The organism is Actinoplanes sp. 13 (assembly GCF_056134165.1).
In genome coordinates this window covers 35,920-49,144 of record NZ_JBVYOQ010000036.1, presented here as the reverse complement: position 1 = coordinate 49,144, position 13,225 = coordinate 35,920, and the positions used below count along the sequence as shown (strand labels likewise).

Annotated in this window: 13 protein-coding genes; 3 read left to right on the top strand and 10 right to left on the bottom strand. The window is 72.2% G+C overall.

The annotated features are described in order from the left end of the window. The first annotated feature begins 152 nt into the window (after nucleotides 1–152). Nucleotides 153–491, top strand: a complete 339-nt coding sequence (locus AC0NH5_RS38455) for an RNA polymerase-binding protein RbpA (RefSeq protein ID WP_127552714.1) — start codon at nucleotides 153–155, stop codon at nucleotides 489–491. Between the two features lie 419 nt (nucleotides 492–910). On the opposite strand, the gene AC0NH5_RS38450 is transcribed toward AC0NH5_RS38455, so the two are convergent. The 9 genes from AC0NH5_RS38450 to kdd form a co-directional block, all read right to left on the bottom strand. Beyond that, nucleotides 911–1,417, bottom strand: a complete 507-nt coding sequence (locus AC0NH5_RS38450; RefSeq protein ID WP_474412533.1) for an FxsA family protein — start codon at nucleotides 1,415–1,417, stop codon at nucleotides 911–913. A 60-nt stretch (nucleotides 1,418–1,477) separates the two neighbouring features. After that, nucleotides 1,478–2,266 (bottom strand): polyprenol monophosphomannose synthase, encoded by a 789-nt coding sequence (locus tag AC0NH5_RS38445; protein ID WP_474412531.1) that lies wholly within the window; start codon nucleotides 2,264–2,266, stop codon nucleotides 1,478–1,480. Further along, entirely contained in the window at nucleotides 2,263–3,861 is a 1,599-nt protein-coding gene (lnt, locus tag AC0NH5_RS38440) for an apolipoprotein N-acyltransferase (RefSeq protein ID WP_474412607.1), read from the bottom strand. The genes AC0NH5_RS38445 and lnt overlap by 4 nt, the downstream gene beginning before the upstream one ends. A 375-nt stretch (nucleotides 3,862–4,236) precedes the next feature. Next, nucleotides 4,237–5,478 (bottom strand): glutamate mutase L, encoded by a 1,242-nt coding sequence (locus tag AC0NH5_RS38435; RefSeq protein WP_474412528.1) that lies wholly within the window; start codon nucleotides 5,476–5,478, stop codon nucleotides 4,237–4,239. Next, on the bottom strand, nucleotides 5,475–5,837 hold the full coding sequence (gene kal, locus AC0NH5_RS38430) for a 3-aminobutyryl-CoA ammonia lyase (RefSeq protein ID WP_474412526.1): 363 nt from the start codon (nucleotides 5,835–5,837) through the stop codon (nucleotides 5,475–5,477). The genes AC0NH5_RS38435 and kal overlap by 4 nt, the downstream gene beginning before the upstream one ends. Beyond that, complete coding sequence (kamE, locus tag AC0NH5_RS38425) at nucleotides 5,834–6,574, bottom strand: lysine 5,6-aminomutase subunit beta (RefSeq protein ID WP_474412524.1); 741 nt, start codon at nucleotides 6,572–6,574, stop codon at nucleotides 5,834–5,836. The genes kal and kamE overlap by 4 nt, the downstream gene beginning before the upstream one ends. Next, the gene (gene kamD / locus AC0NH5_RS38420; RefSeq protein ID WP_474412522.1) at nucleotides 6,571–8,115 is read right to left on the bottom strand and encodes a lysine 5,6-aminomutase subunit alpha; all 1,545 of its coding nucleotides are present in this window, start codon (nucleotides 8,113–8,115) and stop codon (nucleotides 6,571–6,573) included. Before kamD ends, kamE begins: the two co-directional genes overlap by 4 nt. 4 nt (nucleotides 8,116–8,119) lie before the next feature. Beyond that, nucleotides 8,120–9,643, bottom strand: coding sequence for an amidohydrolase (locus AC0NH5_RS38415; protein WP_474412520.1), 1,524 nt, complete (start codon nucleotides 9,641–9,643; stop codon nucleotides 8,120–8,122). Nucleotides 9,644–9,648: 5 nt separating this feature from the next. Next, nucleotides 9,649–10,668 (bottom strand): L-erythro-3,5-diaminohexanoate dehydrogenase, encoded by a 1,020-nt coding sequence (gene kdd, locus AC0NH5_RS38410; RefSeq protein WP_474412518.1) that lies wholly within the window; start codon nucleotides 10,666–10,668, stop codon nucleotides 9,649–9,651. A 131-nt stretch (nucleotides 10,669–10,799) separates the two neighbouring features. On the opposite strand from kdd, the gene AC0NH5_RS38405 reads away from it, so the two are divergent. After that, nucleotides 10,800–12,143 (top strand): KamA family radical SAM protein, encoded by a 1,344-nt coding sequence (locus AC0NH5_RS38405; protein ID WP_474412517.1) that lies wholly within the window; start codon nucleotides 10,800–10,802, stop codon nucleotides 12,141–12,143. A gap of 46 nt (nucleotides 12,144–12,189) precedes the next feature. Here AC0NH5_RS38405 and AC0NH5_RS38400 read toward each other — a convergent pair whose 3' ends face one another. Then, nucleotides 12,190–12,381 carry a CsbD family protein gene (locus tag AC0NH5_RS38400; RefSeq protein ID WP_474412515.1) on the bottom strand — a complete coding sequence of 64 codons (192 nt, stop codon included), beginning with the start codon at nucleotides 12,379–12,381 and terminating at the stop codon, nucleotides 12,190–12,192. 103 nt (nucleotides 12,382–12,484) lie between these two features. Here AC0NH5_RS38400 and AC0NH5_RS38395 point away from each other — a divergent pair, with 103 nt between their 5' ends. Next, entirely contained in the window at nucleotides 12,485–13,210 is a 726-nt protein-coding gene (locus tag AC0NH5_RS38395) for a class I SAM-dependent methyltransferase (RefSeq protein ID WP_474412513.1), read from the top strand. The last annotated feature ends 15 nt before the right edge of the window (nucleotides 13,211–13,225 follow it).

Genomic DNA, 13,225 nt, shown 5'->3' with positions numbered 1-13,225 from the left:
CGGTTACGCTCATAGCGTTAACTCCGCCGATACCGGCGGTCCGGACAGACACATTACGGCGGCGCCGGAGAGAAGCCGATGGCAGGAATCCAGCGGCCGCCCCTTTCGTTACACCAACGAGAGCAGCACCACGAGCGAGGGGAAAGCCGATCATGGGCGAACGCATGCTGCGCGGCAGCCGTCTAGGCGCAGTCAGCTACGAGTCCGACCGTAACACCGAGCTGGCGCCCCGACAGACCCGTGAGTACCTGTGCGTCAAGGGTCACCAGTTCGAGGTTCCGTTCGCTGTCGACGCCGAGGTGCCCACCACCTGGGAGTGCAAGTTCGACGGCAGCGTGGCCCGGCTGGTCGACGGCAACGAGCCGGAGCAGAAGAAGGCCAAGCCACCGCGCACCCACTGGGACATGCTGCTCGAGCGGCGTTCGATCGCCGAGCTCGAGGACATTCTCAACGAGCGACTGCAGGAGGTCCGCACCCGCCGCGGACGCTGACCGCACTCGACCAGAAGGGCCGTCCCGTCGCCGGGGCGGCCCTTTCGCGTGCGTCCTGCGGCCGTTCGGGCCCCGAACGGAGCTATCCGATTAACGCGCCACGTCATCGCAAAGCGCACTCGTCTCCGCGTCGGCATCGACGTCGGTCCGGCAGGCAAGGGCACGTGCAGGTTCATCGCATGGGCGGCTCGGAAGCGGGACGGTGCGCTTCGACCGGGCGAACGAGCGCGACGGGCGGGCGGCAGGCGCGCCGCGCAGGGCTACGGGTGGGCCCGAAGCGCGACGGGCCGCTTCGGCCCGGCGGTCGCGCTGTGGCCGTGCCGGTGCAGGGCGGCCGCGTGGTGGCCCGGGACGTCATAGGTGCGGTTGGGGAGGGCCTGGCGCGTACATCCGAAGTCAGGAAAGCGCGACAGCCCCGCTCAGCGGACGATCTCGCCTTCGATGGCGCCGGCCGGAGGACGGGGCTCGTCGTCGCGGACGACGACGGTGACCGGGTCGCCGGGGTGGACCTTGACGCGGCGGGGGCCGAAGAGGTCGCTGGTGACGGCGCCGCCGAGGTTGCGCTGGGCGAAGCGCTCGACGCCGCGGCGGGCGAGGATGCGGCCGGGTGGCAGCAGAAGGAGCAGGCCGGCGACGCCGGTGATGAAGCCGGGGATGGCGAGCAGCAGCGCGCCGCCGAGGCCGATCAGGGAGTGCGAGACCTCGGCGCCGGGCGGGCGGCCGGCGCGGGCGGCGTCCTGGAAGGCGTGCCAGCCGCGGATGCCCTCGCGGCGCAGCAGAGCGAAGCCGGTGATGGTGCTGACGACCAGGATGAGCATCGCCCAGCCGGTGCCGATGGCGTGCGAGACCGCCAGGAAGGTCATGATCTCCGCGAACGCCAGGAGCGGGAACGCGAGGGGTAGGTAGGCCAGTCTGCTTCGCCGCATGGGGTTCGTCCTCCGCAATCCCGGGCCCGCAACGCCCGGGCCCGGGTCAAGCATGCCACCTCACGGCCAGGTGGAACCCTGTCGCGGTTTGCGGTTGAGGAGATTGAGCAGACTGTCCCGGCGTGCCTGCGCGCCCCACAGAGTGACCCTGAGCAGCTGTTCCTTGAAGATGTTGCCGCTCATCTTGCTGACGCCGTGTTCGCGTTCGGTGAACGTGATCGGCACCTCGATGATCCGGTAACCCTGCCGGAAGGACCGCCAGGCCATCTCCACCTGGAACGAATAGCCGGTGGAGGCGATGGAGGCCACGTCGATCTTGTCGAGGACGCCGATCCGGTACGCCCGGTAGCCGCCCGTGGCGTCCTTGAACGGCATGCCCAGCGCCATCCGGATGTAGATGTTGCCGCCCCGCGAGAGCAGCAGCCGGTGGATCGGCCAGTTGTGCACGCTGCCGCCGGGGATGTAGCGGGTGCCGAGCACCACGTCGTGGTCGCCGAGCGCGTCGAGCAGCTTCGACAGCTCCTCGGGGGCGTGCGAGCCGTCCGCGTCCATCTCGACGACCGCGTCGTAGCCCTTGTCCTTGGCCCAGGCGAAGCCGGCCTTGTAGGCCGCGCCGAGCCCTTCCTTGCCGGCCCGGTGCAGCACGAAGATGTGATCGTCGGCGACCGCGAGCTCGTCGGCGATGGCGCCGGTGCCGTCCGGCGAGTTGTCGTCGGTGACCAGGATGTCGACCTCGGGAACCGCCGTGCGCACCCGCTCGGTGATCGACCGGACGTTGTCCGCCTCGTTGTACGTCGGGATGATCACGAGGACCCGTCCCACTCCCGGGTAGCCTTCCGCCTCGCTCACCGTTCCTCCGTAGCCTGATCACCCGTGCTGCTCGTGTCGTCGCGCCGACGGCGTAGAGGCAGCACGGCGGCGAGGGCGATCAGCGTCAGGAAGACCGCGATCACCTCGGGCCAGATGCCCGAACGAGTCGCCAGCGTACGCGGTCCATCCAGGTGGATGTCACGGACCACCACCGCAGCAGTGTTGAAACCGGTCGAACCATACACATCGCCTTCGGCGTCCACGAAAGCGGACACGCCGACCGTGGAGACCATCAATCCGTTGCGGCCGTGCTCGACAGCGCGCAGCCGCACCATGGCGAGCTGCTGCAGGGCTTCGGCCTCGTTGAAGGTGGCGTTGTTGGTCTGCACGGCGAGCAGTTGCGCCCCGCCGGTGACGGTGTCCCGCACGATCCCGTCGTAGGCCACCTCGAAGCAGATGACGTCGCCGACGATCCCGCCGCCGGTGTCGACCACGCCGGGGGCGTCACCCGCAAGCATGTTGCGCACCAGGTCGACCTTGTCGGTGACGAGCCGGGCGACCGAGCGCAGCGGCATGTATTCGGCGAACGGGACGGGGTGGCGCTTCTCGTACTGCTGGGAGTGGTCCGGACCGGTGCCCGGGCGCCACAGGATGCCGACGTTGTAGATGTCGCCGGGCACGTCGGTGCGCTGCAGCGTGCCGACCAGGATCGGCGCGTCGATCGTGTCGGCGGCCGAGGAGATCGCGGCGGCCGCGTCGGCGTTGCGCAGCGGGTCGATGTCGCTGGAGTTCTCCGGCCAGACCACCAGGTCGGGCTGCGGCTGCCGGCCGGCGGCGACCTCGGCGGCCAGCTGCCGGGTGCCGTTGACGTGGTTGTCCAGCACGGCGCGGCGCTGGGCGTTGAAGTCCAGCCCGAGCCGGGGCACGTTGCCCTGGACCAGCGCGACGGTCGAGGTGGCGCCGCCCGGCTGGGTGAGCGGGACGGCGGCCGGCGCGCCCATCGTGACGGCGGCGGCCACCGCGAACAGGGCGGCCCGGCGCGGGGTGCGGTGCAGGGCGATCGCCACCAGCGCCCCACCCGCCGCGGCGACCGCGAACGTGACCAGCGGCGCGCCGCCCCACGCGGCCAGCCGCAGCGACGGGGCGTCGCCCTGGCTGAACGCCAGCCGGCCCCAGGGGAAGCCGCCGAACGGGGCGCGGTCGCGCAACGCCTCCATGCTGGTCCACAGCAGTCCGCCCCAGAGCGGCCACAGCGCCGGCCACCGCTCCACCAGCGGCGAGGCCCAGGCCCCGGCGAGCCCGGCCAGGCCCAGGAACAGCGCCTGGGAGACGGACAGGATGATCCACGGCAGCCAGCCGGCGCCGATCGTGGTCCACTCCAGCAGGGGGACGAACAGCACCAGGCCGGCGAGCGTCCCGAGGCCGAAACCGGCGCGCAGGCGCCGCCGGTGCACCGCGCCGGCGAGCAGGGCCACCCCGCCCGGGGCCAGCCACCACAGGCCGAACGGCGGCAGCGCGGCGAGCACCGCGAGGCCGGCCGCCACTGCCAGCGCCACGGCGACCGGCAGGCGCAGCGGGCGCCGCGACCGGGCGTCCGGGCCTGGATCAGCGAGGGCGGGCGGCGGCAGTGTCATTTCCACGGGTCGCAGGCTACCCGCCGATGGCCTGCGACGACGGAGGAGCGCGGCCACGTTTCGGCCACGCTCCTCGGGTGCTTCCGTCTCATCCGTTCCCGGCCGGTGGGCCCGGTGATCCCGCGGTGACCTTCGGACCGGCCCGCCACGAGCCGGATGCCCGCGCCGTGCCGTTGTCTACTGGCCGCCGCCTGATCCCCAGACGACCACCTGAACGCGGCCCGGTCCGCGCCGCTTCGCCTCCACACCCCCTGGACCTGGCTGAACGCGCGACCCCAGCGAGGACTGCGGCCAGTGGGTGGTGGAACGAAGCGGATCACAACCGCTCGCCGTGAACAGGACCTGAAGACGGTACGTCCGGACACCGGCGTCCTGTCAACCAGGAGTTCGGCGTCCCGGCGTGTCGCGTTCATCGGCGTGTCTCTCCATCGACCCGATCGACTGGCCCAGAAGTGCCGCCGCGACCTGCGGATGATCGACAGCGAGCAATCCGGCGGCGGCCAGCACGTACTCCGTGTCGACGACAGCTTTGGCATGTTCCGGCGGGGCCCAGCCACCACCGACGTCACCGAGCACCGCGTCGAGGACCCGTGTCCCTCCACCGTGTCGCAGGACGCCGCCGGAACCCACCACAAGGCGTACGTCGCGGAGACCGGGGCGGCCGCGCGCGTGCCGGCGCAGTGCCACCACCGCCGCGGCGGTCGCCAGGGACAGATCGTCGTGCGGCTCCGGCAGCTTCTCGGTGGCCGCCGCCGCGCGGGTGCCGTCCGCGCCGGCCGCCACGCCGAGGTCACCCTCGACGGTGCGGGACCGCCACAGCGTCCCGGCCACGTCCCGGCGCGGGCCGGAGTCGCTCTCCGCGTCCGGGACCAGGGCCGAGTAGACGTCGGTGGTGGCGCCGCCGACGTCCACCACCAGCACCCCGGAGCCGGTGAGGTCGGCGAGCAGCTCGACCCCGGCCAGCACAGCGTCCGGGGTGGCGGCGCGGACCAGCGATGCGAAGCGACGGCCGCGGGAGAGGCGTTTGCCGCCGATCACGTGCCGCAGGAAGACGTCGCGGATCGCCGCGCGGGCCGGTCCGGGGTTGAGGACGCCGATGCGCGGGAGCACGTTCTCGGTGGCCCGCACGCCGAGGATCGCTTCGACGGGCGCCCGCGCGTCGGTGTTGCCGGCAACCACGATCGGGGCCTTGAAGCGGGAGAGCCGCCGCGCGTTGTGCAGGAGCACCTCGCTGTCCCCGCCGTCGGTGCCGCCGACCAGCAGCACCACGTCCGGCCGGGCGGCTCGCAACGCGCTCACGCCGGGCCCGGTCAGCGGCCCCGCGGCCACGTGCACGACCTGGGCGCCCGCGGACAGCCCGACCCGGTGGCCGGCCTCCGCGGTCACCAGGGCCTCGTAACCGACCACGGCGAGCCGCAGCCCGCCGCCGGCCGACGAGCAGACATAGATCTCGTCCCCGCCGCCGACGGCCGCCACGGCGGCGTCCAGGCCGTGCAGCACGTCGGTCCCGGAGGTGGTGGGCACCTCGGCCCGGCGGACCAGTCGCGCACCGTCGAGGTCGACGCGGGCGGCCTTGGTGTACGTGGACCCGACGTCCACGCAGACCACGGCGTTCACCGGGCCGGCACCACCACGGTCCCGACCGCGGTCACGGCGGTGATCGGCTCGTCGAGCACCTGAGCCGCCGACCCGCCCGAGCCACGGCACACGACCGTCGAGGTGAAACTGATCTTCCGGGAGCGGGTGCCCATGGTCAGCACCGTCGCCGTGATCTCCAGGACGTCACCGGCCCGCACCGGCGCCTTGAACTGCACGTCGTCGTACGAGGCGAACAGCCCCTCGTCGCCGTCCAGCCGGATGCACACCTCGGTGGCCACGTCACCGAACAGGCCGAGCGAGTACGCCCCGTCGACAAGGTTCCCGGCGTAGTGGGCGTGGGAGTAGGGGACGTACCGGCGATGGGTGACGGTGATCATGAGCGCTGTCTCTCCGTGACGAGGGCGTGGACGAGGTAGGAGGCGACCTCCCGGGGGGTGGTGCCGCGGCTGAAGATCCGGTCCACCCCGAGGTCGGCGGCCATCAGCTCGTCGAAGCGCGGCCCGCCGACGATCAGCAGCGGCCGTCTGCCGGCCGGCAGCGCCTCCCGGAACGCCGCCGACATGGCCCGGGTGTTCTGCAGGTGGGCGTCGCGCTGGGTGACCACCTGGGAGACCAGCACCGCGTCGGCCCGGCGCTCCCGGGCCGTCTCGACCAGGTCGGGCACCGACACCTGCGCGCCCATGTTGGTCACCGACAGCTCGGCGTACGACTCCAGGCCCTTCTCCCCCGCGATGCCCTTGAGGTTGAGGATCGCGTCGATGCCCACCGTGTGCGCGTCGGTGCCGATGCAGGCGCCGACCACGTTGAGGCGCCGCCGCAGCCCCCGTTTCACCGCGGCGTTCACCTCCTTGGCGCTGAGCAGCGGGAAGTCGCGCTCGACGACCTGCACCTTGTCGGTGTCGACGAGATGGCCGACCTTGCCGTAGACGACGAAGAACGTGTAGCCGTCACCCATCTGCTTGGCGTGCACCAGCAGCGCCGGGTCCATGCCCATCTTGTTCGCCAGCTGGACGGCGGCGCCCTCGGCGCGCTTGTCGTGCGGGATCGGCAGGGTGAAGGAGAGCTGCACCATCCCGTCGCCGGTGGTGTCGCCGTAGGGCCGGATGATCGTCACAACGCCTCCACGACCGGGTTGTAGTAGCCGTCCTCGTGCCGGGCCACGCCGTCGAGTCCCTTGCCCCGGTCGGCCGGGCGTTTCATGATCCCGAAGGTGCCGTCGGCGATGGCGTTGAGCAGCGTGTCGTCGGCGATCCGCTCCAGCAGGGCGATCGCCTCGTGCAGGACCTGGTCGGCGCGGCCCCGGATGAACTCGCCCGGCGTGAAGTCCTCGTGCAGGTTGCCGGCGCCGTTCAGGACGTACCGCACGTTCTGCAGGGCGATGTCGCGGTCGGACAGCCACGGCGTCACCACCGCCTCGGTCATCATGCCGACCAGCAGGATGCCCTGGCCGGTGAGCGCGCCCGCGAGGTTGAAGAACCCGTCGAGCAGGTTGCCCCGGAAGACGTCGCCGGTCATGTGCTTGGTGGGCGGCATCCACTTCAGCGGCGCGTCCGGGAACAGCTCCCGCGCCAGCAGCGCGTGCGCCAGCTCCAGCCGGAACGAGTCGGGCAGGTCGGGGTTGATCTCGAAGGCGTGCCCCAGCCCGAGCTGCCCGTCGGCGAGACCCGCCTCGTGGGCGAAGAACTCGTTCAGCAACTGCGACACGGTCACCGTGTGGGCGGCCTCGACCGCGTCCGCGGTGGTCAGGTAGTTGTCCTCACCGGTGTTGATGATGATTCCGGCACGGGCGTGCACCTGCCGGGAGAACCGCTGGTCGACGAAGGTGCGGATCGGGTTGATGTCGCGGAACAGGATCCCGTACATCGAGTCGTTCAGCATCATGTCGAGGCGTTCCATCCCGGCCAGCGCCGCGATCTCCGGCATGCACAGCCCGGAGGCGTAGTTCGTCAGCCGGATGTAGCGGCCCAGCTCCTTCGACGTCTCGTCCAGGGCGGCCCGCATCAACCGGAAGTTCTCCTGGGTGGCGTACGTGCCGGCGAACCCCTCCCGGGTGGCGCCCTCCGGCACGTAGTCCAGCAGTGACTGCCCGGTGGAGCGGATCACCGCGATGATGTCCGCGCCGGCCCGGGCGGCCGCCTGCGCCTGCGGGATGTCCTCGTAGATGTCGCCGGTCGCCACGATCAGATAGATCCACGGGCGCTGCTTCGGGTCGCCGTACCGCTTGATCATGCGATCCCGCTCGGCCCGGCGCCGGTCGACCAGCTTGAGCCCGGCCCGCGCCGCCCGGGAGGCGGCCTTGCGGGCCGCCGTGATCTCGCCCCGGCGGGCCGGGATGTCGAACCGGACCGCCCCGGCCGCCGCCTTCTGCGCCAGCACCGTGACGTCCTCGACGCCGGACTGCAGCAGGGCGTGGAACACCGGCACGGCCACCCCGTGCCCCAGCCCCACGTCGGCGCGCACGGCGTCGACCAGGCGGTTCACCCACGGGATCCCGTCGGTGTCGGCGCCGCGCACGCCGGCCAGGCGCAGCACCGCGCGTTCCACCGACACAGTGGTGTGCGAGCGCGCCAGGTCGACGACGGGTTGCCCGGCGCGCGCCGCCAGGGCGCGCGCCCGCGTCACCAGCCGCGGATCAAGGTCCAACTTCCCGGCCACCAGATCACTCCTCGTAGATCGTCTCGCCGTGCAACACCGTCCGCCGGCAGATCGGCCGGGGCGGCGTGACCCCGTCCGAGGGCAGCAGCGCCGGCAGGCCCTCGCTCAGCCCGCCCGGGGTCTCCCAGACGGCGAACGTCGCGTCGTGCTGCGGCGCCAGCACCCCCACCAGCTCGTCGATGCCGGCCGCCCGCCAGCCGCCCCTGCTGCTCGCGGCGAACGCCGAGCGCACCGCCATCCGGTACCGCGGGTTGCGCGGGGCCGCGGCGGCGACCACCACGGCCCACGGGTCCAGCGCGGTGACCGGCGAGTCAGAGCCGAAGGCCAGCGTCACCCCGGTGGCGTGCATCTGGCCGAGCGGGTTGCTGGCCAGGGCACGCTCGACGCCGAGGCGCTGCGCGTACATCCGGTCCGTGCCGCCCCACAGCGCGTCGAAGACCGGCTGCACCGAGGCGATGACGCCGAACTCGACCATCCGGGCGATCATCGCCTTGTCGATCAGCTCGACGTGCTCGATCCGGTGCCGGCCGGCGCGGAGCCGGTCCACGCCGACGGCCTTCGCGGCGAGCGCGAAACCGTCGAGGACAGTCTCGATCGCCGCGTCGCCGATCGCGTGGAAACCGCCCTGGAAGCCGACCCTGATGCAGTCCAGCAGGTGCTCCGCGGCCTGCTCGGCGGTCAGGAACGCCTCGCCGCAGCCGTGGTCGCCGTCGAGGTACGGCGAGCGCACCGACGCCGTCCGCGAGCCGAACGCGCCGTCCGCGTACAGGTCGCCGGCCGCGCCGTGCGCCCCCAGGTCGCGCGCCCGGTCCGCGCCGCCCAGTTCCCCCCAGTACCCGAAGACCTGCGGCAGCCCCTGCCCGGAGAGCGCGAGCACCGAGGCGAAATCGGCCTCGCTGGACGTGCCCGGCCCGGCGCACTCGTGCACCGCCGCGATGCCCATCGCCGCGGCCCGGCGCAGCGCCGTGGTCTGCGCGGCGGTCCGCTGCGCCGGTGTCAGCGCGCCGAGCGCCACCGCCCGCACCACGTGATGCTCGTGCTCACGCAGCCAGCCGGAAGCGTCCGAGCCGGGCGGCAGCAGCGACGATGACACCAGCGCCGAGTGCACCGACGCCTGCGACAGATAGACCCGGCGGCCGCCACCGGCTCGTTCCAGCTCGGCCGCGTCCGGCAGGGTCTGCTCGGCCCACGTCGACTCGTCCCAGCCGTGCCCGTGCACGACGCCGTCGGCCGGACGCGTCGCCGCGAACGACGCGACCGCGTCGAGGAGCTCACCGGCCGACCGCACACCCGACAGGTCGAGGCCGTCGAAGGCCAGCCCGGTGTCGGTGGCGTGCAGGTGGGCGTCGACGAACGCCGGGGTCACCAGCGCGCCGTCCAGGTCGACGGTGCGGTCGGCGGCGGGCGCCTCCGCACTGTCGCCGAGCCAGGCGATGGTGTCGCCGCGGACCAGCATCGCGGTGGCGCGCGGGTCGGCGGGCGAGTAGATGCGACCGTTCACGTAACGGACCAGGGGTAGCTGAGTCATGCGCGTCAGTCTGCCGCGATCCGGGCCTCGAAGAGCGACCGCACCGCGGGCACCTCGCGCAGCAGGCCGACGGCGAACTCCGCGTGCCCGGGCACATAGCCGTTGCCGACCAGCATCGTCACGTCCGCGGCCAGCCCCTCGGCGCCGAGGGCGGCGGCGGCGAAGCTGGTCGCCATCGAGAAGAAGATCACCGTGCCGCCGGGGGCGGTGGCCAGGATCGCGCCGTGCTCGCAGCCGGGCACGTCCACGCAGACGACGGTGACGTCCGCGGGCTCGCCGACCGCCTGCGCGACCGCGACCGGGTCCCGGGCGTCGGCGATCGCGACCCGGTCGGCCAGGCCCGCTCTCTCCAGCGCGTCGCGCTCCTTCGCGGAGACGACGATCGCGGTGGTACGCGCACCCGCGCGCCGGGCAGCGGCAAGAGTGAGCGACCCGCTCTTACCCGCGCCGCCCAGCACCGTGACGGCCGGCCGGCCGGGGTGGCCGCGGACGACGCGGTCGGTCAGCGCCGGCGCCCCGCACACGTCGTAGACCGCGAGGGCCAGCTCCGGCGCCAGGTCGTCCGGCAGGACGCCCACGATCGAGCGCCCGAACAGGATCGCCGTCCCGTCCGCCGGGACCTGCTCGCTCCGGCCGTCCCACCCGGCCAGACCGTCGGTGATCCGCAGCGGTGTCAGCGTCAGCGACACCAGGGTCGCCACCCGGTCCCCCGGCTTCACCGGCAGCGGCGACTGCGGCCCGACCTCCTCGACCACCCCGATCAGCATCCCGCCGGAACCGGTGACCGGGTTGTGCATCTTGCCACGGGTGGTGACGATCTCGAGCACCTCGGCCCGGATCGCCGCGCCGTCTCCCGCGTGCTTCTCCGCGAGCTGCCGATAGCTGGCGGCGTCCAGGTTGAGCCGCTGCACCCGGATCCGTGTCTCGTCCGGCCCGATCACCGGCGAGTCGTCCAGTCGCCAGGCCGCCTGCGGCAGCACCCCGGCCGGCTCGAGCACCCGCGCCAGACCCACGGATCCCGCCATGCCCAACCTCCCTCATGTGGAACATCTATCGCTTGACGTCGGTCCACCGTAAATCTTCCGTGCCCACGGTTTCTAGACCGAAGATTCTCCAGTATGTTGATCGAAGCCACAAGCGACGTCAGGAGGAACCGGTGCAGCCGTACGAGTACCAGCGGCGTGAACTGATCGAGCCGGAGTGGACCCGGTTCCCCGGCTGGCGCGACGTCACCGCCGCGCAGTGGCAGTCCGCCCAGTGGCAGCGGGTCAACTGCGTGAAGAACGTGAAGCGGCTGCGCGCCGTCCTCGGCGACCTGCTCGACGACAGCTTCTACGCCGACCTCGAAGCCGACCAGCAGCAGCTGGCCACCATGTCGATGCTGATCCCGCCGCAGATGCTCAACACCATGGTCCCGGACAGGGCGCCGGACACCGCCTCGTTCCTGGCCGACCCGATCCGGCGCTACATGCTGCCGGTCGCCTCGGACCGGCTGCCCGACTGGCCCTCACATCCGAACGCCAGCCGGGACTCCCTGCACGAGCACGACATGTGGGTGGCCGAGGGCCTCACCCACCGCTACCCCACCAAGGTGCTCGCCGAGCTGCTGAGCACCTGCCCGCAGTACTGCGGACACTGCACCCGGATGGACCTGGTCGGCAACAGCACCCCGGCGGTCACCAAACTGCGCCTGCTGGAGAAGCCGGTGGACCGGTACGCGGCGCATCTCGACTACCTGAAGACCCACCCCGGCGTCCGGGACGTGGTGGTCTCCGGCGGTGACGTGGCCAACGTCCCGTGGAAACAGCTGGAGGCCTACCTGATGGGTCTGCTCGCCGTGCCGACGGTGCGCGACATCCGGCTCGCCACCAAGGCGCTGATGGGCCTGCCCCAGCACTGGCTGCAGGACGACGTCGTCGAAGGCATGCACCGGGTGGCGGTCACCGCCCAGCGGCGCGGGGTCAACCTGGCCGTGCACACCCACGTGAACCATGTGAACTCGCTGACGCCGCTGGTCGCCCGGGCCACCCAGACACTGCTGGAGATCGGCGTCCGGGACGTGCGCAACCAGGGTGTGCTGATGCGCGGCGTCAACGCCACCGCCGCCGACCTGCTCGACCTGTGCTTCGCGCTGCAGGGCGAGGCCGGCATCCTGCCGTACTACTTCTACATGTGCGACATGATCCCCAACGCGGAGCACTGGCGGGTGCCGGTCTGGCACGCCCAGCAGCTGCAGCACGACCTGATGGGATACCTGCCCGGTTACGCCACCCCGCGGATCGTCTGCGACGTCCCGTTCGTCGGCAAACGGTGGGTGCACATGGTCGCCGAGTACGACCGGGAACACGGCATCTCGTACTGGACCAAGAACTACCGCACCTCGATCGAGCAGGACGACGCCGAGGCCCTGTCGAAGCTGTACGCGTACTACGACCCGATCGACACGCTGCCGGCGACCGGGCAGGACTGGTGGCGCAAGCAGGAGGCCGTCGCGGCATGACGAGAAAGGGCCCCGAACCGGGGCCCTCGTCCCGGTTGCCCGACCGTCAGCTGAAGGCGTCGCGGACGTCGCGCCCGGCGTCCTTCACGTGCTCGCCCGCCTGCTTGGCGTGCGCCTGCGCCTCCTGCGCCTGACCCTCGGCGTAAAGGCGCTCGTTGTCGGTCGCCTCCCCGATGCCCTGCTTGGCCTTGCCGGCGATCTCCTCGGCCTTGTTCTTGGCCTTGTCGCTGATGCTCATCCGTCAGCCCTCCATGGTCATCGTCCGGTGCTCTTCAGATGCCCGGCCGGCGGCGCCTCCAAACGGACCAGCCGTCCGGCCACCCGCACCACCGGCGGATACGATGATCACCGTGAATGACCACGCCTCGTCCTTCGGCGCGGCCGCCGACGCCTACGAGCGCGGCCGTCCCCCGTACCCGGCGGAGGCCCTCGACTGGCTTCTGCCCCCCGGCGAACCCCGCGTGCTGGACCTCGGCGCCGGCACCGGCAAGCTGACCCGGCAGATCCACGAGCGGGACCTGGAGGTCGTCGCCGTCGACCCGTCCCCCGGCATGCTCACCGAGCTGCGCCGCGCCCTGCCCGGCGTGCCCGCCCACCTGGGCAGCGCCGAGAGCATCCCGCTGCGCGACAACTCGGTCGACGTGGTGCTGGTCGCCCAGGCCTGGCACTGGGTCGACGCGGACCGCGCCCTCCCGGAGATCGCCCGCGTGCTGTCCCCCGGCGGCCGGCTCGGCCTGATCTGGAACGTCCGCGACGAGCGCACCGACTGGGTGGCCCGCCTCGGCGCGATCATCGGCGGCGCCGGCACCGACCGCGACCACCGGATCGGCCCGCCGTTCGGGCGTGCCGAGACCACCACGTTCGAGTGGGCGCACACCGTGCAGCCCGCCGAACTGCTCGACCTGGTCGCCTCCCGCAGCGGCATCATCCTGCTCCCGGCCGACGAGCGGGCCGCGGTCCTCGCCCAGGTGCGCCAGCTGCTGGCCACCCACCCGGCGCTGCTCGGCCGCGGCGAGCACCACCTGCCGTACGTCACCGAATGCGCCCGCGCCGACCTGCTGCCCTGAGTTCGCCACACCCAC

What these genes read in the sequence shown, in the direction of transcription:
- AC0NH5_RS38455 (WP_127552714.1), top strand. Translation starts at nt 153, where the DNA reads ATGGGCGAACGCATGCTGCGCGGCAGCCGTCTAGGCGCAGTCAGCTAC.
- AC0NH5_RS38450 (WP_474412533.1), bottom strand. Translation starts at nt 1,417, where the DNA reads ATGCGGCGAAGCAGACTGGCCTACCTACCCCTCGCGTTCCCGCTCCTG.
- lnt (WP_474412607.1), bottom strand. Translation starts at nt 3,861, where the DNA reads ATGACACTGCCGCCGCCCGCCCTCGCTGATCCAGGCCCGGACGCCCGG.
- kal (WP_474412526.1), bottom strand. Translation starts at nt 5,837, where the DNA reads ATGATCACCGTCACCCATCGCCGGTACGTCCCCTACTCCCACGCCCAC.
- AC0NH5_RS38415 (WP_474412520.1), bottom strand. Translation starts at nt 9,643, where the DNA reads ATGACTCAGCTACCCCTGGTCCGTTACGTGAACGGTCGCATCTACTCG.
- kdd (WP_474412518.1), bottom strand. Translation starts at nt 10,668, where the DNA reads ATGGCGGGATCCGTGGGTCTGGCGCGGGTGCTCGAGCCGGCCGGGGTG.
- AC0NH5_RS38400 (WP_474412515.1), bottom strand. Translation starts at nt 12,381, where the DNA reads ATGAGCATCAGCGACAAGGCCAAGAACAAGGCCGAGGAGATCGCCGGC.
- AC0NH5_RS38395 (WP_474412513.1), top strand. Translation starts at nt 12,485, where the DNA reads ATGATCACCGTGAATGACCACGCCTCGTCCTTCGGCGCGGCCGCCGAC.